Origin of the sequence: Citrobacter sp. 172116965 (assembly GCF_013458095.1) — a bacterium.
In the GTDB taxonomy this organism is placed as follows: domain Bacteria; phylum Pseudomonadota; class Gammaproteobacteria; order Enterobacterales; family Enterobacteriaceae; genus Citrobacter; species Citrobacter braakii.
Genome location: NZ_CP046673.1, coordinates 1,953,895 through 1,977,434, shown reverse-complemented (window position 1 = coordinate 1,977,434; position 23,540 = coordinate 1,953,895). Strand labels below are relative to the sequence as shown.

At 36.7% G+C, this 23,540-nt stretch carries 22 protein-coding genes and 2 pseudogenes; 9 read left to right on the top strand and 15 right to left on the bottom strand.

What is annotated here, in order from left to right; all coding sequences use genetic code 11:
- Positions 1 to 14: 14 nt before the first annotated feature.
- From GPJ68_RS09380 to GPJ68_RS09370, 3 genes are all read right to left on the bottom strand, one after another.
- On the bottom strand, positions 15 to 611 hold the full coding sequence (locus GPJ68_RS09380; RefSeq protein ID WP_004151477.1) for a hypothetical protein: 597 nt from the start codon (positions 609 to 611) through the stop codon (positions 15 to 17).
- Complete coding sequence (locus GPJ68_RS09375) at positions 581 to 895, bottom strand: hypothetical protein (RefSeq protein ID WP_074172242.1); 315 nt, start codon at positions 893 to 895, stop codon at positions 581 to 583. The genes GPJ68_RS09380 and GPJ68_RS09375 overlap by 31 nt, the downstream gene beginning before the upstream one ends.
- Before the next feature lie 996 nt (positions 896 to 1,891).
- Positions 1,892 to 2,374 (bottom strand): hypothetical protein, encoded by a 483-nt coding sequence (locus GPJ68_RS09370; protein WP_004151478.1) that lies wholly within the window; start codon positions 2,372 to 2,374, stop codon positions 1,892 to 1,894.
- Between the two features lie 855 nt (positions 2,375 to 3,229).
- On the opposite strand from GPJ68_RS09370, the pseudogene mobQ reads away from it, so the two are divergent.
- Positions 3,230 to 4,734 (top strand): annotated as a pseudogene (gene mobQ, locus GPJ68_RS09365) (MobQ family relaxase).
- A 76-nt stretch (positions 4,735 to 4,810) separates the two neighbouring features.
- On the opposite strand, the gene GPJ68_RS09360 reads toward mobQ, so the two are convergent.
- The 6 genes from GPJ68_RS09360 to GPJ68_RS09335 all read right to left on the bottom strand — a co-directional run bounded on the left by GPJ68_RS09360 (position 4,811) and on the right by GPJ68_RS09335 (position 8,363).
- Positions 4,811 to 5,911 (bottom strand): reverse transcriptase family protein, encoded by a 1,101-nt coding sequence (locus tag GPJ68_RS09360; protein WP_001515493.1) that lies wholly within the window; start codon positions 5,909 to 5,911, stop codon positions 4,811 to 4,813.
- A complete protein-coding gene (locus tag GPJ68_RS09355) occupies positions 5,904 to 6,185 on the bottom strand; it encodes a helix-turn-helix domain-containing protein (RefSeq protein WP_000884144.1) in 282 nt (93 codons plus the stop codon). The genes GPJ68_RS09360 and GPJ68_RS09355 overlap by 8 nt, the downstream gene beginning before the upstream one ends.
- A 90-nt stretch (positions 6,186 to 6,275) precedes the next feature.
- Positions 6,276 to 6,491 carry a hypothetical protein gene (locus tag GPJ68_RS09350; RefSeq protein ID WP_000655891.1) on the bottom strand — a complete coding sequence of 72 codons (216 nt, stop codon included), beginning with the start codon at positions 6,489 to 6,491 and terminating at the stop codon, positions 6,276 to 6,278.
- 454 nt (positions 6,492 to 6,945) lie between these two features.
- Positions 6,946 to 7,221, bottom strand: a complete 276-nt coding sequence (locus GPJ68_RS09345) for a hypothetical protein (protein ID WP_001515492.1) — start codon at positions 7,219 to 7,221, stop codon at positions 6,946 to 6,948.
- 9 nt (positions 7,222 to 7,230) lie between these two features.
- Positions 7,231 to 7,782 (bottom strand): DNA-directed RNA polymerase subunit beta, encoded by a 552-nt coding sequence (locus tag GPJ68_RS09340; RefSeq protein ID WP_180837257.1) that lies wholly within the window; start codon positions 7,780 to 7,782, stop codon positions 7,231 to 7,233.
- A gap of 5 nt (positions 7,783 to 7,787) precedes the next feature.
- Complete coding sequence (locus GPJ68_RS09335; protein WP_180837256.1) at positions 7,788 to 8,363, bottom strand: hypothetical protein; 576 nt, start codon at positions 8,361 to 8,363, stop codon at positions 7,788 to 7,790.
- A gap of 340 nt (positions 8,364 to 8,703) precedes the next feature.
- On the opposite strand from GPJ68_RS09335, the gene GPJ68_RS09330 reads away from it, so the two are divergent.
- The 4 genes from GPJ68_RS09330 (at position 8,704) to GPJ68_RS09315 (ending at position 10,713) form a co-directional block, all read left to right on the top strand.
- Positions 8,704 to 9,195 (top strand): hypothetical protein, encoded by a 492-nt coding sequence (locus GPJ68_RS09330; protein ID WP_180837254.1) that lies wholly within the window; start codon positions 8,704 to 8,706, stop codon positions 9,193 to 9,195.
- 125 nt (positions 9,196 to 9,320) lie between these two features.
- Positions 9,321 to 9,791: a hypothetical protein gene (locus GPJ68_RS09325; RefSeq protein ID WP_048703575.1), complete on the top strand. Its 471-nt coding sequence runs from the start codon at positions 9,321 to 9,323 to the stop codon at positions 9,789 to 9,791.
- 113 nt (positions 9,792 to 9,904) lie between these two features.
- A complete protein-coding gene (locus tag GPJ68_RS25120) occupies positions 9,905 to 10,183 on the top strand; it encodes a hypothetical protein (RefSeq protein ID WP_223584468.1) in 279 nt (92 codons plus the stop codon).
- A gap of 122 nt (positions 10,184 to 10,305) precedes the next feature.
- Positions 10,306 to 10,713 (top strand): H-NS family nucleoid-associated regulatory protein, encoded by a 408-nt coding sequence (locus tag GPJ68_RS09315; protein ID WP_048703573.1) that lies wholly within the window; start codon positions 10,306 to 10,308, stop codon positions 10,711 to 10,713.
- A gap of 62 nt (positions 10,714 to 10,775) precedes the next feature.
- On the opposite strand, the gene GPJ68_RS09310 is transcribed toward GPJ68_RS09315, so the two are convergent.
- From GPJ68_RS09310 to GPJ68_RS09290, 5 genes are all read right to left on the bottom strand, one after another.
- Positions 10,776 to 11,990: a hypothetical protein gene (locus tag GPJ68_RS09310; RefSeq protein ID WP_180837415.1), complete on the bottom strand. Its 1,215-nt coding sequence runs from the start codon at positions 11,988 to 11,990 to the stop codon at positions 10,776 to 10,778.
- A gap of 413 nt (positions 11,991 to 12,403) precedes the next feature.
- Positions 12,404 to 14,038, bottom strand: a complete 1,635-nt coding sequence (locus GPJ68_RS09305; RefSeq protein ID WP_049121198.1) for a hypothetical protein — start codon at positions 14,036 to 14,038, stop codon at positions 12,404 to 12,406.
- Between the two features lie 9 nt (positions 14,039 to 14,047).
- Positions 14,048 to 15,127 (bottom strand): protein kinase, encoded by a 1,080-nt coding sequence (locus tag GPJ68_RS09300; RefSeq protein WP_048264298.1) that lies wholly within the window; start codon positions 15,125 to 15,127, stop codon positions 14,048 to 14,050.
- 309 nt (positions 15,128 to 15,436) lie between these two features.
- Positions 15,437 to 18,094 (bottom strand): DotA/TraY family protein, encoded by a 2,658-nt coding sequence (locus tag GPJ68_RS09295; RefSeq protein WP_255489635.1) that lies wholly within the window; start codon positions 18,092 to 18,094, stop codon positions 15,437 to 15,439.
- Positions 18,095 to 18,113: 19 nt separating this feature from the next.
- On the bottom strand, positions 18,114 to 18,638 hold the full coding sequence (locus GPJ68_RS09290) for a hypothetical protein (RefSeq protein ID WP_049121194.1): 525 nt from the start codon (positions 18,636 to 18,638) through the stop codon (positions 18,114 to 18,116).
- A gap of 1,715 nt (positions 18,639 to 20,353) precedes the next feature.
- Between GPJ68_RS09290 and GPJ68_RS09285 the strand changes: the two genes are divergently transcribed.
- The 4 genes and pseudogenes from GPJ68_RS09285 to GPJ68_RS25115 form a co-directional block, all read left to right on the top strand.
- The gene (locus tag GPJ68_RS09285; RefSeq protein ID WP_048703555.1) at positions 20,354 to 21,088 is read left to right on the top strand and encodes a replication/maintenance protein RepL; all 735 of its coding nucleotides are present in this window, start codon (positions 20,354 to 20,356) and stop codon (positions 21,086 to 21,088) included.
- Between the two features lie 19 nt (positions 21,089 to 21,107).
- Entirely contained in the window at positions 21,108 to 21,899 is a 792-nt protein-coding gene (locus GPJ68_RS09280; RefSeq protein ID WP_129940002.1) for a hypothetical protein, read from the top strand.
- A gap of 12 nt (positions 21,900 to 21,911) precedes the next feature.
- Entirely contained in the window at positions 21,912 to 22,073 is a 162-nt protein-coding gene (locus GPJ68_RS09275) for a hypothetical protein (RefSeq protein WP_001515487.1), read from the top strand.
- Between the two features lie 290 nt (positions 22,074 to 22,363).
- Positions 22,364 to 22,780 (top strand): annotated as a pseudogene (locus GPJ68_RS25115) (molybdopterin-guanine dinucleotide biosynthesis protein MobA); the annotation flags it as partial.
- A 75-nt stretch (positions 22,781 to 22,855) separates the two neighbouring features.
- Here the strand turns inward: GPJ68_RS25115 and GPJ68_RS09270 are convergent.
- The gene (locus GPJ68_RS09270) at positions 22,856 to 23,500 is read right to left on the bottom strand and encodes a hypothetical protein (RefSeq protein ID WP_097360068.1); all 645 of its coding nucleotides are present in this window, start codon (positions 23,498 to 23,500) and stop codon (positions 22,856 to 22,858) included.
- Positions 23,501 to 23,540 lie beyond the last annotated feature (40 nt).

Below are 23,540 nucleotides of genomic sequence, written 5' to 3'. Positions count from 1 at the left end.
TCAAGTAATTATTCTTATCGCTTTCTATAATGTGGGAACTTATGTTTTAACTCATTAAAACATTCAACTACGTTTTGATGTTCAATTGAAAAGTAGTCAATGCTTCTTTGTAAAAGCTCATTGGCAACGTCAACGACTATATCACTCCCTTTATTATGATTATAGACAGTGAACACATCGGCAATCCAATGATAGCAACAAAGCGTTAATAACATACAATAGTCTTGATGCTCTTTAATCCCCGATATGAAAGTATAATCATTATAATCTACCTGCCTTGTTCTTTTATAAAATCGTTTAAGAGTTGGTTTCATGATGATTAAGTTATTTTTAACCATGTCATAATGAATATCATCTGACACATAACCATTCTCCAGAAAAAAATGATTACTATGGACATAAAGGGAATAACCTAGTGATACAACAGAAACCCCATGCTTCTTACATAAAGACTCTGAAAAAACTGGATGAGTTTCTATATATCTTATAAACTCACTTTCCTTAAGATTTTTTGTTTTCAATTTCCCCATGTATTCCCTCTTATAAAAAATAATAATATCATCATTAATGAATGGATGCTTTAACGACGAAATGACACTGGTTTTTTCCATTCAAACTCTGCTTCAAACCTTTCTTTATTTCTTTCATTTTTAATCTGCTCAGCCTTACGTTGAGAACGTATTTGTTCTCTTGCAACACATAATACTTTCCTTCGCTCCTCTGCTGTTAATTTTTTCCCTTTAACTCTAGCCGCTGCATGAACAGCGTCATCAAGAAATCGCTTTTCCGTTAATGACACTCGCTGCAACCTTCCAGCACTATGTTGCTTTTCTTTTTTTAATTTTTTTGAAGTGTTATCAGTTACATTTTCAGCCGCTTGTATTTTATTAATCACTATATTCTCCTTATTTTTCATAATTTACTAATTAATACAACTAAAACAAAAGAAACTCAAATTAATCTATGTAATTTATTTATCTTATAATTCTAATTATTTGTCGTTAGTGCCTTTATAAAATGGCACCTTACTTATTTATTCTCTGAAATTTAACTTTTTTATTTTATTTCAAAAAATTCGTACTAGTAGTACTTTAATTTAATTAATTTAGGATCTGGGGTTTTAGATAGCGACTTTCAGTCGTAGTAGTTTTCCGTCAGGAAAACTTGGTTTTGCTTAGAGCTTCGCCTCTCCTAATCCGCATATAAAAAACAAAAATCAAAACATACCAGTATTAAAACTGATTGTTGAAACTGGTTTAATTTTTTTTATAATACGTAATAGGAAAAGGCGCTTCTCATGCTATGGCTTAGAGCTACAATACGTTTCCATATTGCGACACCCTTCTGCACTTCCATAGACAACATCATAACTTTAAAAACATTTCTCGTTTTACTAAAGAAATTATACTGCTGTTTCTAAAAGCCTTAGATGTGCGCTTCAAGTTGATGTTACGCAGACTCCCCGCTTTGGCATCAACAATAACCTTGAGAATGAATCAAACACTGTCGCTCCTACCTTCTCAGACCCGTACAATCAGGTTTAACGTTATTGCTTTCGAGAACTAAAATGTTTTTGGAAATGGTATTTGACAGGCTTGTAAAAAGTTTCGATTTAGATTTGACAAATATGAAAAGATTATTTAATACTTTATTATATTTGTAATCACGTTGTCGTTGAACTGATTACAAGACTTCAAAAGTCGGCAAAACTTTTTTAGTCCTTAAAAAGTCAACTTTATGAAGTTGGCTTTTTTTGTATCTTCATTTTATTTACATCGACATTTTTTATTTGTCAAATAATAATCAATAAAATATTTTCCACACATAGCTTTCAAATTATTATGTATTGAGCTATAGCCAATCATATTCTCTTTTTCGCAGCCTGAGCCTTCTACCATTTAACCATCCCATGATCAATACTTTTACCGAACTTCTTAATTAACCCGTCATTTATATATGATCTTATTTTTAATTTTCTAAAATTGAACCCATAAACTTCCTGTTGAAAAATTGTAATAATCATCGGAACGTCAGAATGCACAATCCTCCCACTATCTAGCCAATTAATCATTTTTTCCAAAACACTCTCTCTGAAACGTTCAGTCACAGTTTTAAATGATATATCAGCATCATCCATCACCTCTTTTATTTCGCTATTAATTTTATCACCATGATCACACAAAAGACTTAAAGATATTTTTTCGCCTATATCGCTTTTGATTTCCATTATCTCATCATTATATGATTTGATGATACCTTTTAGCTCATCGTAAAACTTACCATAAAAATAAAAATCTCGTGTAATGCATAGATTAATATGTTCAAGTTGTTTTTTGTTTTTCTTCTCATTATTATTTGAATTATATTCACTCATCTTATCCACCCTCAGCTAAATAGATAATACTCTTCTTATATTTATTTGCTTTTGTCAAAAACAGCACTTCGTGATTGTCATAAACAATCACTATGCTGAATAGGGCTTGCCCTATTAATGATGGTTTGTTCCAATCATGGGTTTTATTCTCATACCTTGCTAGCGCTCACTCACATAAAACAGGTTAGACCACTTAAACTAAAAGTGATGGAATATTGGAAATAATGAAATTTAAAAACATGATATGTAAAATCCACCTAGCTTTCAAAACCAGACCTCTCCGCGTTACTTATTTTTACATATTAGTGCTTTTCATTTAACCTGTTAATATCCATTCTATTTCTCATAACTAAGCTGTGATTTGTGCAGCACATAAAAGAGTCTGTTATTTTAGGAATTTCAGTTATCAACTAAAGATTTTCAACTCAATTTTAATAAAATTCACGTTCCCGCCTACGGCGGGAGACTAATTAAACTACTTTTGCCCTTACGGGCGCTCTCTAAAACCATAATCATTAATATTCGTGTAATACCTCAGCCGTTCATCCGATTCTAGCCTTGTAAATTTCACAGACAGTAAAACTAGAGTTATTATTTAAGTATAGAAAAACTTTAAACATTGTCGTTATTTTTAGCTCCTTTAGGAGATATAAAAATAAAGCAATGCCCACCTATACACTGCTACGCAGTGTGTGGGGTCTACCGACGGTTGCCTGCCGCAGGCTAACACCGTTTCCTTCGGAAACAAGGTCAACGTCAACACCAGAGTTTTTCTTGCGAAAAACTAAAACCAGCATAGTCGCATTGGAGATTTATATTTTGGTTTGATATTTATATTGAGGTTGTTTTCATTGTATGGCTATTTTTCATCTTGATTTTAAAATTGTGAAACGTTCAGAAGGCAGGTCTTCCGTTGCGAAGGCTGCCTATCATGCTCGTACACGTATAACAGATGAAAGAACAGGTGATACGTATGATTACAGTCGCCGTACTGATTTATATGGGCACTTCATATTAGCTCCAGCTAATGCACCAGAACACATCGTAAAAGACTCTACAGCATTGTGGAATGAAGTTGAAAGAGTTGAGCGCCAGAACAATGGTCAAACATCCCGTTATTTCGATGTTGCTATTCCTGCCGAGTTAAACAATGACGACAAGAAAAGACTTGTCCTTGAGTATTGTCAGAAAAATTTCGTTGATAAAGGCATGATTGCTGACATCGCTTTCCATGATCTTGATAGTGATAACCCTCATGCTCACGTTATGTTAACCTTAAAAACCATAGGCCCGGAAGGTTTTGGTAAAAAAGAAAGAAGCTGGAACGACAGAAAAATGTCTGTTTTTATGGCGTGAATCATGGGCATCGATGGCTAACAGCTACCTCGCTGCCGCTGGCTCGTCAGAACGTATTGACCATCGTTCTCTTCAGGACCAGCATGAAGAGGCATTAGAAAAAGCGGCGGTAGCTTTAGATAATGAAGAAAAAGCGCTATGGCTTGCTAAAGCCGCTGAAACAAACCGTCCTCCAATGAAGCGTATCCATAGTGCCAAATGGCGTAGTAAAGCAGCACAAGAGCAAAGAGCAGCAGAACAGGCTGTTCGTGATGCTGCCAAGCAAGAAGCCCGTTGAAGTCTACAAAACATTCAGCGAACTTGATCTTGAAATCGTCGTTGATGTCAGAAGCTTTACGATTACACATCTTGCTGAACCAGAAGAAATTGTATTACCAAAAACAAGCTCCAGTTCTTCTGCCAATGAAATGCAAAGACCTGTACTTGTAGCACCACCTCCTCATACTCGTATGCGAGGTGTTAAATCCTATCGTGATAAATCCAAAGTCAGTAAGGTTGTTGCTGGTAAGAAACCATCAGTCAGTATTTCTGATTCTGGAAAAAATACTATTCTGAAAACATCCTCCTCTCAAGCCCTAAACAGGGCATCCAGAAGCGCCCCTGAACGTGTTAAGAGAAAACAGGCTATCCCACGTCAGGATAATATTTTTAAACGCTTCACAACTCTTGTAATTGATTTTTTCAAGCAGAAGTTTGTATGGGCTAAAGCAAACAAATCCCAAATTGATCTTATCAGTGAAGAACATGATAAACGTATTGCTGAAAACTACGTCTTTGACGAGGTATTAGGCCGTCATATCTCTCGCGCTGAATATGAGAAAAAATCCAAGTTTAACCAAGATGACTATAAACCAACACCGGATGAGATCAACCGTTTCCCAAGTCGTCAGAATAGCGAGCACAACAATGCCAATAGGGACATGGTTCTCAATCCGTCGATACATGAAAACAAAAAAAACAATTCACCACAACTGAGACCATCCAGTTATCGTGTTAATAAATAATTTTATTACACATTAATCGTAATCCGTAATAAATCGATGACAATCCAGTATGATTTACCCGTAACTTCTCAATCAGTTAGTTATTAATTTTACATTTACAGGTTTTATATTCAGCATCCAAAATGGCAGAAACACTTTTAGATGTATAGCCTAATGGTTTTAACTTTGAATATAACGATCTTAATTTCCTGATATCTTTAACCTTTCTCATTTTCCTGATTGATTTTATTGCCTCCTTTTTATCAACACCAGCTACTAACTGATTAGCTTGTTTTATATACTCTGCATGATTCTTATCACCTTGCTGCTTTAATGTATTTATTAATCCTCTAATTTTAAAATACAACGTAAGGACATCCATAACACTTTCTTTTTCAATCACTTTTTTCTTCAAATTAAAAAGACACACCCTTATATTATCTTTTCTTTTTTGTGTTGGTCTAAGCTCTTTGATTACTTTTACACCATGTACAATTTTAGACTGACCATTCCTCAAAACCCTTGATTTCTTCCTATTTAATCTAACCCCACTTTTGAGCGCCATTGACAATATCATTAATTTTATTTTTGAAATATCATCATTATTAACTTCAGATTCGAAACTAATAGTTATGTCATCGACATATCTCGTGTAAATTCCACCTAATTTTCTAACTTCCTCACTGAGGAGAGCCTCTTCTTCTAAAAATATTAAGTTGGCAATGTCAGTACTTAACTTAGTCCCTTGAACAAGTGAGCCTTCAAGTGTTGACAGATTCGCTATTAATAACGAAACTTCAGGAGAGAAGTTCATGTAATATTGAAAAGCTTTAGCTATCAGATCTTCTTTTATAGAAGGAAAGAAATCCTTCATATCTTCTTGAATAATAATTGACTTATTAAGATGGGATTTACAATCATCAATATAGCTGACTCCTTTCCTACCTCCAGTAATATACTCTGGGAGTGATATCTTAGAAAAAATACGCTGTTTAATAAGCTCATGTACCTTTAATAATTCACCAACCACTTTATACGTCGTTCTTTTTTTACCTTTTCTTATTACCGGCACCGTTTTGAAATATTTTCTTTTGTTTTTTAAAAGATAAGTGAGCCTCTCTTCATTTGTTTCCAGCATTTTGAATAGAGACTCTAAATTAGCAAGTGGTTTATTTGAATAATTCCAATTTTTATGCATTAACTAATGTATCCATTATAGTTTTTTTGAGCATATTATTGATGTCAGAAAACTCATCATTTGTCTCTTCACTTTCAGAAAGAAGGATGATTATATTTAGAGGGATATGTAGCGCTAATGATATTCTTTCTAACGCTGTAATAGTAGGATCTCTTTGATTGTTCTCTATACGAGATAGATAAGATTTCGTTAAATCCGTTCTATCTGAAAGTTCTTGTAAGGTGAGCTTACGTGCTTCACGGCATAGTTTAATGGTTGAACCAATATCTAACATAGTGCACCTCAGATAATGGGATTGACATGGCTGGCTGCTCGTTCAAAAAATGAAGATGGATACATAACAAATCCCCTTAGTAGGTAGATATCAATGAAAATCAGAATCACCGCTCAGAAGTTTAATTAAAGCAAAGATCTTCGCGATATAAGAAAGATAATCTAAGGCTGTGTGGCCTTTAGAATTCTCCTCGATTCTCTTTTCAAGGGTCAGAATCGCATCATCCAGTTTTTTCAAAGAGCTATTGTCTACAGTGTGTTTGCTCTTTTCACGCACTTGGCGCAAAGTGTCTAAAACATCTTTCATAAAAACCTCTCATTTTAACAACACGATGCAACTTGCATCCCCGCCAAAATGTCTTGTGGATCGTGTTGCACACCGTAGACAAAGCCAGCCAACACCCATCCAACACAACTGATTGGATACCCCGCCATTTCAGCATTAAACAATGCCGTATCGTAGATAGACGATTGCAATATACATTTCGCATTAAGTTACGATCACAATGAAGAGGGACATGGGCCACGTCTCGTATTGGAGAAATGGTTGACTGAAAGTTTCACTCAGTCCTTTACCGATCCTAGAGGTTTTTAAAGAGCAAAGACAAACGAGTTCGTTCGTCCATGATTTGATAATAGATAGTTGTTGCCTGACAGGCAACATGTTTTATATGTTTTTTTGGAATATAAAATACTTTGTTATGCAAAAAAACCACACTTAGTTCAACAGATATGGTTTCTTTGCATTTACGGTAAGGGTTTTACATCTTTCGCCTAAACACAACATTATCAGAGAAAATTGCCTTACCTGCGACAAACCCAACAGCCGCAATTATTGGTAGGCTGATAGTAGCTCCCGCCATACCTGTAGACATTCCGATCAGTATAGACAGGCCGAAGGTCAATAATATAACCACGAAAGCATACCAGCCGGGGTAGGTTCCATACAGAACCGTCGCCATGCAGCCGGTGCAGACATGGACACCCCTTTGGCTTTCTTTCAGGCAAAATGGACACTTGATGGTATTGTTTTCCATGATAGCCCCTTAGATCGCTTTCCAGCCATTGCTGGTTTTAACAAGATTAATCATGCCGTCTTCAGGTTCATTCATACCCTTGACGCTGGAGAACGCTTTTTTGTCCACCCATGCAGGAACATCCGCCAACTTCCATTTATAAGACACGCGAACAATTTTCTGATTACCGTTTCCCGGTTCAGTCCATTCCTTTATCTCAGCAACCGCACGATGACCAACACAGGCACCATCTTTACGATCCCAAAACTCAACCGCTTGGCCTTTGTCTGTTACTTCCAGAACATCGACACTACTGAAACCATTAGCTTGTTGAGAAACATCAAGCAGCCCCTGATTAGCCAGACCTTTCAATATTTCATCACTGGCACTATACCCCGCTGAACGGTAGCCATGGTTGACCCGGATGGGGAAGCCCTTATTGAACACAATGTCATTATCCTGCAAGGAGTAGCACAGCTTTGAATGTGAAATCTTCGCATTGATAGCTTTCTCAAAATCACCTTTTTCACCGCAGCCTGATAACAACACGGTAAGGCCCGCAATGGCTAAAAATTTACGCATGGTTCTTATCCCTTTTTGTGACTGATAGTGCCGTTTTTCAGAACAACCAGACGAACTGGCATATCGGCATTGTTGACGGTAGCGAATCCACGGACTTCGAAATTGTTTACAGTTCCGGTGACGCTGACTTTCTGGCCTTTCTTATAAGTAAGAACGGTATCATCAATACCAGAGTAGTAATCCAGCCATACCATGCCACCGCAGTAGCTTGTATCGGCTGTTTTAAAGAGCAGGTAATAGTTAGGGGCTGTTTTGGGCATTCCCGTCATCATATCGCTGGCACTTCTGCCCTTCGTAACTTCCAGAACAGTGGCATTGGTGATAGAGATCCTTTTGCCAGTCCACTGTTTCTCTGCTGCCATTGCGTTTTCTTCATAGTCTTTGCAGACAGCACCAAGGCCAGATACAGACGATACCGGGCCAAGGCTTTGAGGTGTGGCAGTTCCCCCCAGCGCTTTACCTACTGAAGACAACGAAGAACTGATTGCTCCATTAACTGTATTCACGCCATCGTTGAGCTGCTGGCAGCCAGAAAGAAACACCAGAGAGACCGCCAGTGGTAAGAAGTTATGTCCTTTCATTTATTCCTCAAGGATTTAGTCAGATTCGTATACCCCAATCCCGGCGCACTGACCTATAGATCAGGAGTTATCGTCTAATCAATTGATAGAATTGAATTATTTTTAGTGTTCGTCACATCGTTTAAATCGATCGATACAAAACATATGATAGTCACAGGCTATCATAAATAACATATCGATCGATTAAAGCAATTAAAAAACCGATCGATAAATCCTTTCTAATCGTTAGAATCTATCAATATAAGCTTATCGATCGATTTTACAGATCATTTGCTTGAGTATGCTGGCACTGGCGACTATGCTGGGCTGAGATAAAGCAGTAAAACAGCGAGGGATGAGCATGGAAAACAACAACGAGCAAAGCTTTATGGAAATCTTCGAAAAAGATCAAAAAATCGCTTTTGTTGACTCGTTCAGCGATGCTGCTTTGTCTTACGAATACGAACAGGCGGGCTTCACCATTAATTTAATGCAACGCTCGGTTCTTCTCTTTAACCATAATATAAAGAAAAACGTAACTGCCAAGCAGTTGCGTAAAAATAATATAAAGAAAAACGTAACTGCCAAGCAGTTGCGTAAAAATAATATAAAGAAAAACGTAATGTCTTCGACATTGCGTAAAAATATGAACAGCACATTTATATACCCATATAGCAACATCAGGGAAATCAACTACACGCTGCCTGATTGCAGATCCGATGATGCCGAGATCTGTATTATGACTGGTGATGTATTAAATCCAGTCTGGACGTTCAGGGTTCCATCTCATGCATATTATATTTGCGAGCAATGGGTGGAAGTATTTAATAACCATATTTTCTTTGGCCCATAAACGAAGTATTAAACAAAAGGAAATTAAATATCTGACTAATGATATTAATTAATAGAATTATTTGCTTTTTATAAAGTTAATGTTTAATTATATACACATAGAATAATTGATATCGAGGTATATTTATGTCTGGAAAAAATCCGTTTTGGAATTATGATTATAATGCGGCGCAACGTAATAGAGAAATTGTAGACTCTTACCAACAGGCAAATGAGGCAAGGCTGGATTCTCAACAGTCGCAGTTTGAAGCATCTATGGCTAATGACAGGGTTAGTAGAATACAGATGCAGTTGAATAACACAATCAATAGCCATAAGAAGGTTGTCGCTGATTATGAGCAACGTCTTGAAGAATATAAACAAAATTTCTTTCGTGTAGCTTTACATAAAAACATTCTCTTCAGAACGGTTCGCAGACTTCAGGAGGAATGGCCGGATAAAAAGGAATTCATCCTTGATGAAATGCAAAGACAAAGAATTTTGTGTAATCAACAGGATTATAGAGAAAGATGGTGGAATGCCATAAAAGATAATAATCTTGCTGACGATTATCTTGAGTTTCCATTTCCTAATAGAGAGGTAAAAAACAAACCATAATAAGTAATTAACTATTCGATCATAACATTATATTTATTTTAATAAGACACTAACCTGCTGTGTCTCCTAAAAACACGCCTATACATCAACCATCCATTTTATGGAATACCATCATGACAACTATTTTGCATCCAAATTACGTTGTTGTATCAAAGCTAATATCTAAGTTTGACATTACACATGACAGTAGAGATGAAAATATCAACATCTTGATTTCTGTCATTTATGACTTGGATAACGGCATTACAATCGAACACTACATTAATAATCAGGAAGAGGCCGAGAAAAAATGCATTGAGAAAAATAGATTTTCAAGGAAGTTTAAAAATCGCATTGATAATATATCATCTGAAGAAACCCGCCCAGCTAAAAATAATCCCAAACCCAAATAAAAATTTGAACTCAGGATGGATCTGAGGTCTATACCATATAATGTATTGATTTTGTGCACAGGAACGATTAAAACTATGATGTTATTGCTTATATTCTTTACCACAAACATTAGGGAAATCGCATGTCTGATGCTTTAAAGATCATCAACAATGTTCGTACTCTCCGTGCTCAGGCTCGTGAACTAACACTTGAGACTTTGGAAGAGATGTTAGAAAAACTCACTATCGTTGTAGAAGAACGTCGTGAAGAAGAAGCCTCATTTCTCAAACAGCAGGAAGAGAAACAGGCCAAGCTGGAAGCATTCCGTCAGAAGCTGTTGGAAGATGGCATAGACCCGGCAGAATTACTTTCAACTGTTAGCCCATTTTCTTCCAAGACCGGAGCGAAGCGCGCCCCACGTCCAGCTAAGTATAAATACATCGATACCGATGGTTCTGAAAAAACATGGACAGGTCAGGGCCGAACTCCTCGTGCTATCGCTGCTGCCCTCGAAGCCGGTAAGACGCTGGAAGATTTCGAGATCAAATAATCTTCATACCAAGTCTACCAAATCCGCTGGCCCGTCGCTGGCGGTTTTATTCATGACTTCAATTATCTTGTTGCCTGAGTCGCTCTTGTAGCATTAGTTTTTAAATTATTCAGCATTTGCTTATCAACCGGTTGTAGTTGTTGTCCTAACAGAGCCGCAAGCAAAATATTTGTGTCTTCTGTTCTTTCGATTTGAAGCATTTGTAATCTTAAATCAAGTGCCTGCATTCTTGCCTGCTCATGCGCAGTTTCTTTTTCATCAGCACTACTGATTTTTACCTGCCAAGCGTCAGCACCTGTTGTATCTGCATAGCGTGAATAGATCTCATATCTTAACATTTCCCACTCTGAAGGATTATCCGGGAATGTTGTGCCGGGAAATAAGGTCGCATACTTGTTTTTTACGGAAGCATCTGACCAAGCAAGGTTTGCTCCCTGCGTAGAACCTAATGTGGATCCTATTTTGGCCCCTCTGGAGTTCACTGATACATTACTTGCTTTTTTCATTGCCAGTACGGAATCAATGGCGTTTGTTCCAGCAGTGCTTCTGGAGACAAAGCTCGAAAAGGCGGATAAATATTCTCGACCTTCATTTGTGTCTTCTAACCCTTTGTTCTTCAATGGTTCAACAGGCAAGTTACCTATAAGATTTCTTTTTGCCGCTTCAGCAACTTCAATCTGCTCCACAGAATAAGACTGATTCGAAACCTTATTAGACAATGCATCTGATGTAGATAATGGTGGTGTAATTAGGCTTGATGCCGATTTATCTTTATCAGGATACTGACCTATAGCATTGCACCCACCTCTGTTATATTTCACATCATCTTCAGAGCAAACATTTATTGATACTCTGCCCATGATGTTTTTCTTGGCCTCATTTATTCCGGTATTTGCTTGCGTAAACATCTTAACGCTGTTTTCAGATAAAGCCTCTTTCGCTGAGCTTGTATTCGATCCTGCTGCACCACGACCACCTGCGCTTGTGACTTCTTCACAGGCGTTGGCATCAGGTATTCTGTTTAAGATATTTTTCATACGCTGTTCTTGGATTGCCTGACTTGCATTACTGACAACAGCATTCTTCTGATTCTCATTTGCTGTTATGGTTGCTTGTGCCAGTTTGTCGTTCATTGAAACTAATGTTTCGATTATTCCATTTCCCATAGATTGAGGTGATCGCCCCATCAAATAAGGATCCAGAGTATAGTTTGTGACCGGATAAACAGCCTCTGCATGACTTGAATACAATATTGTCAAACATATTACGCTCGCTATGTTTAATTTTTTTTTTTAAATCCCCCTCTCACAGCCCACTCCTCTTTATTCACTACCTATTATTTAATTAATCCATTAAAAGCAGTTTGTCAATTTTATTAAAAATTATAATAGAATAGATTAAAGACTTGGAAAACAACCATTTTTTATGTGACCAACCCAACCTCGTGTAATTAATTTTACAATTTTCACATCACGCAGTAGTTTTCTCAAACATTTATTACCCACACACATCCCCCCATAATGCACTAATGCTTGCATTAAAAATACTGATTTATTTCATGCAATAAAAATGTAGTATGAAGTTCGATACAATTGAACACCGCATATTATTAATAAAGGATAATTTATTATTTCGCTTACGCAATTAGATAATGAAAAACGAAGCCTAATGATTTCATTAGGCTTATTTGTTATTTGGATATTATTATCTTCGGTGATTTAGGATCGAAATCGAAAGTTACAATCTTATCTTTTTTTTCTTCTTTCGCAATAAGATTGCTTAAATCTAAACTCGTCGATTTTATTTCATCCCATTTCAGTGGATTCTCTTTTAACATATTCATTTTTATGAAATAATAAACTAAAGCAGGTTCTTTTCTGGCTAGACTGTTTTTATAAGCCTGTTCCATTTCATAGAACACTTCGTCTTTCCATGAAACATCAGCAAGAACGCACTCACGATAGTGATTCATATTTGCTACAATGCCTGACGCATTTTTACTTTTTGAGAAAAGATCACAGGCAATTGCATAATACTCTTTACCTAATTCAAATCTGTTTGTTTTATAATGCAAAAGGCCCAAGTTAGCATTAGCATGGGCAGCCGTATTCTCGTTATCAACAGCAGCAAGACTTTTGAGAGCCCCCTCCCATTCTTTTACCCTTTCCCAGTTAATACATTGCTCCACTCTATCCAAGAGACATATCTCAGAAAATAGTTTGTTTAAAATTAACGTTTCATCGTGCTTGTCTATTCCCAAACCTTTGACAGCATATTCATAGCATAATGCATAGTTGTCTAAAACTGACGACAAATAGGTAACCATTATTGCAGGTTGAACAGAATAGGACTCATCTTCAAACCATTTAATTCCAAAATCTATAGCAGAAGAAAGATCATAATTATAGTATTTCTCCCACATTTTCGCTTCGTATGCACCTTGTTGACTAAACAAAAGTTCACTATTAACTAAATTCGAAAGATTCGCATTCCTTTCTGCCCACTTTGCTTGTGCCAAGGAATTGTCATTAGGTTTTCGTAATGAACTTACATATAATTTTTTTGCTTTCTTTAATGCTCCATTAGACAATTCTATTGTCGCTATTGAACTCTCCAATTCCGTAAGATGCAAAGGAGAAAATCTTTCAGACTCAATAAGTTTTCTCGCTTGAGATACCATTTTCAAAGGGCGATTATAACTTTCCGCCACCGCGATCTCGGCTGATAGTAACCATGGATCTTCTTTTAACATTGGATGCTTAGACAATAGATAATGGGCTTTATCACTTTGATTATTATTAACATAAAATCTTGAAGCAACTCTAATGATCCAACGATGATTAGGTAATAGATTTGTACCGACTGTAACAGCTTTCTCAGCTGAATCCAGCTTACCAATTGATACGTAAGCCCTTGCTAAATCAAGCCATGCTAATGCATCTTTGGGATTATTATGCAACCATCCTCTTAATATTGAGATGATTGGTTTTTGAGTTTCAGTTGGTTCACTATCATGCTTACCACCTCTTAAAATGAATTTAGCAAATTGTAGGATTTGTGGTGGTAAATCAAATCCCTGCACAATAAATCTTGCCGCAACTCTCGATTCTGCTTCTCGGTTTTCTATATAAGCAACATTTAACAACTCTATTGCTGAGCCTAAATTTTTATTAAGAACAAAATTTTCATATAAGTCATCTGTATTATCAGACAATGAGGAAAAATCTCCACCATTAAAAGGTTTAATTTCAGGAGACTTTAGGGAGTCGATTGACTTCGTCCATTCAGGAAGCAATAGTCTTTCTTCTTTATCAAACAGGCTCATTTTGCTTCCTTATATTTTATTGCTGAGACCAAAAACCTTCAATTTTTGAATTAAAAGGTCGAATTGAGTTATAAGTCGATCCAAACCTAATTCTATCTTTGCTATCCCGCCTCCTTTAAGCATTCCTCTGTTTTCATAACTTGGATGACTACACTGCAACACTATGTTTTTCAAACCTAAACCTAACCAATCTGGATGAACCCCATCAAATACCTCTAAGCTTTGAAAAAAAGCCTTCTCTAAATAAGGTAAAGCGAGATCGTATTGATTCCCACTCCCCCCCCAACGTGGCGGTGCTATTTCTGTAGGAACAAACTCTCTCATCAAACTATTAACGGTTCTGCCAGTAAATAAAAAAGCAACTATTGAACCTAACTGATAAATATCACAACGCTGCCTTCTATTTATCCATTCAGGGGCTATCAGCCCATAGAGTTGTTCAGGAGGCGCATAATTTTGATCTCCAGTAATCGGAAAGTTATCAAAACGATGTGGTACACCTTGTAAACTTGCTCTGCCTAAATCACCAACTTTAGCATTTAAAGAATCGAACACCATTACATTTGAAGGTTTCAAATCTTGATGTGAAATATTTGCAGAGTGTAATTGTCTAATACCCATTGTAACATCTTTCAGGTATCCTAATTTCATTGCAAGGCTGACATCCTTTGTTCTTTCGACATACATCCTTATATCTCCGGATTCGGCCAGCTCCATAATTAAATATGGTACTATTCTACCATCAATTACCGATTGTCCTTTGTTAAGAACTTTAATAACATTTCGCATTCTTTTTTCAATGCAAATTTCATTTAGTTTATCCTCAAACTGATAATCAGACGTAAGCACTGACATTATCTTCATAAAATCGTGGCCTTTAGACAAAGCTTCCTGCATTGTCTTTTCAAAATCAAAGGCTTTGAGAAATGCCATCTTTCCTGTATTTTTATTTTTCACTTCATAAGACACCGAAAAGTTCCCCCCCGTTCCGATGCCCGTTTTTGTTCCTACTGGTATAATTCTTTCAACAAGCCATTCGTTGTTTAATTCTAAGCCGACCATTTTATTAGCTGGAGTTGTGGTAGTCATGAATAATCCCATTTAGGTATTAAGAAAGAATTTTATAACCTACATCTTTATCTATTCTATTGATAAGATTAAACCACTACTGCATAAAATTGAAACTAATTAAATATCTACATATCAATAAGTTAAGGGTTTTACATTTCTATTCATCCTTTCAATTGTGCTCTACATCAAACTTTACTTTTGAATTCTCCCAACCTCACGCATATAGTTGCCAATAAAACTATTTACTCAGAAATAATTACAATAGTACACTAACTAAAGGATATCATACATCCATTGTAATCAAAGAGGGCCTAAGCCCTCTTAATATCACATTCCATCATTACCTTCTTTTGATGATGAACTACCACCGGAAGATCCACTACCATTCCCTTTATCTGGAGCCTTAAAGCTTTCAATTGGTGAAGCTTGGGCCTGTAAACTTACAGGCAGCAACGGTCTGTTATGTTCACCAAATGATACTGCTCTGTTAGCAGCCTTTTGAGCTACATTCATATAACCCGCTGCGCCTGCTGTGTCACCAATAGCATCTGCTGCCTCAGCTGCATTGTAAGCCGAGTTAGCACTTTCAAGAGACTGATATTCATCCTGCTGATCAAGTGGGCCAGCATTACTCATATGAGTTCTGAATGCAGATCCCGTATCATTGGCTCTATTAGTCGCCTGTGCTTTCCCCTGTTGGGCCTGTTGCTGTTGTTGAAGCTCACGTTGCTGTTCACGGTCTTTGTTGATTTGCGCATTCCTGATCTGATTACCCATCGCATTTGAGGTATGAGAAACCTGATCCAACACGGTTTTGGTAAACATAGCACCTTCAACACCTTTTGATGCCGACTGTGCGTAACCCGACATGCTCTGACCACCATGAACACCAAGCCACTTCATAATTTCATCAGGGATGATGTGAATCAGTGAAAGTGATTTTTTCACTACCGTAAACATCATCGCAATATAAACAGCAATGAGAGCCAGTGACTCGATGATACCTATCCCGGCATTGGCTGACATCATGCCAAACGCGCCGGAGAATGTTTCATTGACGATCCCACCAAGGATAGGGAGCATCGTATAGGCTGCTATCAAGCCTGTTATCATCAGTGCTGGTCGCATGGTTAACGATAAAACCAGACCATAACCAGCGCCTCCACGACCCACTACGCCATCACCATCTGGATGCAAATGTGTTATTACCCATAATGGTGCTGCGACCATTGCTTCAAGGCACAGGATCATCCAGCCTACGCAAACACCAAACCACATCACGTAAGGCAACATAGGAATAACGACGGCTAAGGTATCACCAGCTATCCATAAAGGGATAACCAGTGGCATCACAATGCCCATAGCGCCAAATGCACCTGATACCCAGCTTGCAGTCCATGAAGTCCATGCACCAAGACCTGCGCCAACAACCGCAGAACTCCCTAATAACGTCCAGCCAGCAGCACTGATTGTATCCCCAAGCCCTTTAACGGCTAATAACGGGTTTATCGCCTGTAAATTGGCAGCGGTTGTGTCGGTTGAAAATGAAACAATTTTCCCTTGTTTTCTGCCATTGATAACGCTGGAACTGAGAAAACCCGCCATTGCACCAGAAATGCTCTTATTGGCTTCACTCTGAAGAGAAGAAACAATTTTTCCGGCATCATCTGTTTTAGGGCCAGCGCCACTTTTACCGCTGGTATTGGCTTCTGTCCGGTTTTGCGCATCAATCCCATTCGCGTATCTTGAAGCTGTCGTTGATTTCGCCATATCCTGAGCCACTTTTGCCATAATCGCGTTCATGCTGTTATCGAATATATCGCCGTATTCCATTGTCGCTTGCCCAGCGACAGGAAGATTATGAGCGGCACCGTTAATCGCGTCCTGAACACGGATAAGTTTCATACTCCATGCGCCAGCCATAAACCATCCGTCTTTCTGGACATTCTCTTTGAAATCATCCCACTGGTTGCCAGTGGAGAAAACTGTTCGTACTGCAGTATCAATAATGGATACATATGAGGCCGTTGCGCTGTTTATTCCGGTCTGAATATCAATATTATTATCGGCCACATACTGTTCAGCCAGCGTTTTCATACTGTTATTGAGGTCGATGAATGCGGCATTGTGTGCCTCAATAACATCTGAAATATTCGTCTTTATATCCTGTGGCATATAGGCCATATACATTCCGCCCCCTGCAATGGTAGCCTGAGCTTTCGCCTGTTCGTCATAAGAAGCTTTGGCCTTGGGGTCTGTAAGCGTGATGCTTCCACAGGCAGCCTTTGATACCAGTAAATTTTTATTCATATCATTACCGGCATTTCTGGCCCCATAACTGTATGTGTATAAATAGGGACCTTTCTCCGGCGTCATTTCAAACGCAGGCGTGACGTGCGGGAAAGGATCGGCTGCTGCTGATTTCTTCCATAATTCACCCGCCTTCAACATACAGACGTTATTGATAAAGGCAGTTTTCGCTATACGGTCAAGTTCCTGATAAGACGCCGATGTTGTGATAACAGCCCCATCTGAGGGGTTGGATGCATAGGTATTCCAGACGGTATCTGCCAGACCGACTCCCTGATTAATCATCCACAGCACCATAACCTGAGCGGCACAGAAACCACCTGCTGCCGGGAGTATCATTGCCGTGCCTAATGCAGTTCTTACGGGCAACCACATGGAAGACCATTTCTTACCCAGCATTTCTCCGTCATGTGCCGTTGACATGGTTCCGGCAATCAGCGTGTAGGCAGCTAAAATACCACCAACCAGTAAAACAGCGCTGTTGAGGATTGTCATTGTGCTCGCTAATGGACTCTGGGCTAAATTTTCAGGGAATAAGATATCCAGAAACCACAACTTTGACTTATCAGTATCGGGGACAGTAAATAAATCTGCAGCATGAGCTGACTGAGTTAAGAACAAACAAACTAATATTGCTAATAATATCAACACTTCTTTTTTCTTTATATTTATCATTATCACATTCCTTTGTTGTTTACTTCATTGAGTTACTGATGCTGTTCCAGACATCGGTTCCGTTGACAGTTGCTCCCGATCCTGATGAAGAGCCTGTTCCTGTAGACACACTTCCACTTGCGACATTCCCAAGGACGGGCATATCAATGGAAATGCTTTCGGATATATTTCCGGTCAGTTGACTGACTTTTTCTCTCGCAATCGAACAGGCTTTACTTATTGCCGCTTCCTTAGTTTTTTTAATTATTGAATCCACAGAGGGAAGATTAATGCCGAGGTTTCCGGCGGGCCATGCGTCCGTGCAGCCAATAGTCTCAAGCGACTGATTGATGTTATCCATGAAATTCTTCGCTACCGGCTCTAACTGAGCCGCATCCTGCTTCATGGCGTTGTATTGCGCTTGTTTTAATGATGAGCTGACATCCGGGCTACAGACTGCTGCGTTAGCTGTAGTTGCTGAAATTAATATTGTTGCGGGAAGGATTATTTTGAAAATGCAGTTACAGACATTTGTTCGCCATTTATTTTTCTTAAGTTTATTCATTTGATACTCCTTTGATTTATTACATTTAATTCACCATATTTTCTTCTTGTGATTAAACAAAAATACAATGCCTTATTAATATATATTAAATAAAATAGAATTAATCAAGATAATGATAATTTTATTTGACAATGACTTTATTTTTGATTATTGTTTAAAAGTAAATAAATGACTACTCCAAAAATTTATTACAATACTCTGAAGAGGCCAGTTTATCTGGCTTCTTTCCTTTTAATTTTATAATCTGTTAGTTTAACAAGTTTGAACTTCTAAGATAGTAATATATTTATTGTGATCATTTCTCTTGATAATTTCTTTCTTTATATTGATTGCATTACTAAAGCCAACCTTGACTTCTGGCTTTTTTTGTTCTTTTTAATTTTGCCTTTACTTTTGATTTAATAAATTATTTTTGAAAACTTTCTCATCTTATGAGCTAAAGCTCATAGGCTTCGCCCTTACTCATCATATTAACTAGAAGTGCATCAAGGCTATAGCATTTGCTGTTAAACGCATAGGAAAACTATATCCTCAATAGCAGCACTGAGTGATTGTCCAAAACAATCACATTGCTGGAACAGGGCTGGCCCCTGTTAATGATGGATTTATCCATAAAGAACTGCGGCAGTAGCCGCTGACCTAATAATAGTATAATTAATCTTATCAATTCATATTCGATTTAGTTCTTAAGATTTTATATACGCTAGCTTTACCTTGAAATTAATTAAAACCTCATATTGAAAACAGATCTTTTCTTATGATCTTTCGCTCATGGCTCCGCCCCTTATCTATATATTAACGAGGAATCAATCAAGGTTATAGCATTCGCTCTTAAACGCATAGTAAAACTATATCCCCATAGCAGCACTGAGTGATTGTCCTAAACAATCACATTGCTGAAACAGGGCTTGCCCCTGTTAATGATGGATTTATCCATGAAGAATTGCGGCAGTAGCCGCCAGTAAATAGGAGGAAAACAATACTTCCGTGTCATCGGCAGCACTTCGTGATTGTATGAAACAATCACTTTGCTGCAAATAAAATACAAAGAAAACGCTGCAAAATAACATGGTGCCATTTATTTGGCACAAGTTTCCCTTTTACTATATTAGTACTAGATATTACGAGCTGTTTTTAACTTTATTATCATATGATTATAAAGTGAAAGGTTATTAAAAATAAGAACTATTGAATATCAAAGGTTATTGATTTTACAAACTAGAGTTATCAAATCTAATAACCTTACTTTCACCTAGAAATAGTAACGCACTAAATCAATATAGCATTTGCTCTTTAACACATAGTAAAACTATATCCCCAATAGCAGCACTAAGTGATTGTACGAAACAATCACTTCGCTGAAATAAGTGTCAAGAAAAATACATATCCCTGCGAAAAAATCCTCATATATAACACAAAAGAAAAACTGGACTCTCTTAACTTCTTACTATTATTTAATTATAAGCACCCTCCCAGCCCAATAAAATCAAGGCTTCACACCTTTTTTTGCTATGTTTAAACATAGCATATACCTATGTTTAAACATAGATCCGTCCTATGTTTAAACATAGCAAGACTTATGTTTAAACATAGGTTTTTTAACATATGATAAGATCATAATAATAAAATACTTATTTTATTTATAGTTTTACTATTGACTTTCCATTTTGTGCATAGTATTTAAAATATATAATAAAAACAATAAGAGAGAAAATATGAATACTAATGACACTGAACTACTTCGCTTATTTGATACATTAACTACAGAACAAAAGATTGATATCGCCAGACACTTACTGCAAAACAAAGATATTAAATCAACTACAGTTATCGCCAAAGAAGAAGATAAAGCGATCTCATTTTCCCAGCCTTATGTTTTTGCTTTCACATCTAACTTTCGTGTTTTTTCTGATCTGGACATATCTAAGAATGAATTCCGTGTATTAACTTACATCTTGGAATACATGGAGTTTGGAAACCTTATTAACCTTTCTCAGGCATCACTCTGTAAAGCGTTGAACATCGCATCTAGTAATATGTCAACCATATTCAAAAAACTAAAACAGAAAGGCATTCTCGTTGATCATCATGGACATCTTTATATTAACTCAAACATCTTTGCCAAAGGTATGAGTCATCAACTTGATGAAAAGCGTAAAGAGCATTTAAGCAATGCAAGAAATGTTCAGGCTGAGATTGAACAATACCCTGATGGTTATCAAAATCTTTCTCAACAGGAAAGACGAGGATTAGCCCTCGAAACAGTAATTCAAAATATTTATACAGATGCTTTTATTTTTAGCAAGAAGAAAAAGAACAATGCAGTTCCTAATGCTAAAAACAGTATCAAGATAGATAAACCCCGCAAGGTATATAAACGAACAAAAGAAAATGAAGCAAATAGACAAGATTTAGTTAATATCACTAACCACTTAAAAGCTGTTTCCTAAATAATAACAAGGAATGAAAATGAAAAAACTACCCGGTTCACTTGAAATAAAACTTCATGAAAAACTATCAAAAAACGACATTCTGAATGTCTTAGCAGAACATATGACGATGCTTGAGGAAACATTTGGCATTGAAGAGTTCAAACTCTATTCTTTTCTTGAATGTTATATTGATAGTAAAAAACAGTCCTTTTATCATGAAGAACATAATACTGTTGTGAATTCATTTGACTTACAAGGTAATGAGAAACTTGAGAACACAGCAAAAATAATTTCAAAAGATGGTAATAAAAGAATCGTCTCTTTTGATAAAAATATCGATGTAGATAGAATACGTTTAACAGTTGAAAATATTCAGAAGCATAATCCGTACCGATATTGGCCTAACAATATTCAAGTCATTCCATCATCAGTAGTCAAGAACATCATTCAAGATAAAGAAAGCCAACTACAATTAGAAAGAGATAAACTTTACTTCCTCAACCAACTGAGACGTAAACAAGAAGAGGAACAAAGGCGTAAAGAGCGTGAGGAATTTGAGCGTCCATTGAAATCACTCATTACAAAAAAGATCATGGAAAGCGGCCTAACTGATTTAGAGTTCAAAAGAACAATATGTTCAAGCTTTGACTATATAAAGAGCCGTTCTGTAATAGCAAAATACCTAGCCAATAAACCTGATTTGTTAGAAAAATATCATGACTCCAGAATAATACGAATGTCCATTAAAAATGATGAAGGTAAAGTCGGCAAGGTTGAACTTTATGATCTTTCTGGAACACTAATTTTTGAAAGCTATAAAAACAATTAAGAGAGTTATGATATGCAATGTTCTTGTGATAAAAATGGTGCTGATTTAAAAGGCATAAAAGGTAATAATCATCCATTTTCTATTGAGGAAAGAAAATGGGCTGCCGAGGCAGTAGCTGATTGTTATAAAAGAATTGAAAATGTAAATGCAAAACGGCTGAATTCAGAATGTTAATTTAATGAATTCGGTAATTATCGCAAATAATATATCTGATATACACGTCGAAATAATTCTAGTGGAGGAAATAACATGCAATGTTCATGTGGTAGAGAAATGACAGAGAGGTTTTCTGTTTCTAAGAAATGCAACTTGAGATGGGAATACTCTTTTTGTAAGTCTTGTGGAAGAATCGATGCAGATTATCTTTATAGCTACGATAAAACACAGTTTATTGAACGAGGTTATTCAGCAAGGCTAAATTATAGAGATATGACAAGGAAAATAGATAATTAAATTAAAACCGCGCCCCTGACCATGAAAGAAAGGATAAGACTACTCCACGTCAGGATAATATTTTCAAACGTTTCACAACTCTTGTCATAGATTTCTTCAAAGAAAAATTTGTATGGGCTAGATCAAGCAGAGTTAAGCATGATCCTGTCAGTACAGAACATGATAAACGTATTACTGAAAACTTTGTCTTTGATGAAGTATTAGGTCATCATGTTTCTCGTGCTGAATATGAGAAACAAGCTAAGTTTAACAGTGATACTTACAAACCAACACCTGATGAGATTCGACGTTTCCCAAGCCGTCCTAAGCACGAACGAGTCAATGCAGATAATAACATGGATTTTATACCGACTGTTTCAACAATAAATGATAAAAATCATACTCCTCGTTTAAGGCCACCTACACGCCGTGGCCTAGATAAACTATAGAATAACTTATATTGCTGTTATGCAATTAGTAACACAATTTTGTTTATTCATATTAATAAGATCGCATCTGCATAATCATTTAATAGCCTCTATATATTTTATGAAATCATTTTCCCATCCTTTTATTCTGATTGTTTTAGGGTGAGGCGCTCTAATCGTATGTTCTGGGAGGTCTGGATGGTATAATCTTACGAAATGTTTTTCTGGCAATCCATTTATGTTTTCAAACATTAAATCTTCATATAAAGACGTTAGTCGATGATCATATTTATGATTTGTGAAGAAAACACATATATCAGGAGTAAGAATATTAATTTCCTCCTTTAATATATAATCAAACGATGATATATCTCTAGCTAGCTCGGTATAATCTGGTGATCCGCAATCAACATCAAACCGATTCAGATTTGACCATGCAATTGCATATGGTTCAATACTAAGCGCTCGCTCTACTTTCCTTATGATATTCCAGAATGGACTGCTATAATATGATACGCCAAAATCGAACTCCTCATATGTTTCAAGCTGTTCATTAATATCGGGAGAGTTGCACCATCCATAGGTTTCCTGTCCAATAACCATCAATTTATTATGCTGATGAAAATAATTTTTTAGCTTTAAAAGGAGGGGGCCATGTAAGTTATTATCTGAATGTTTCTCACGGTAATTATTTAATGCGTTAATGTTGTTGACATATAGCATATTAAGTCTTTTATTCATATTCTTTCCATTTTTAACTAATATCATAATAACATAAATA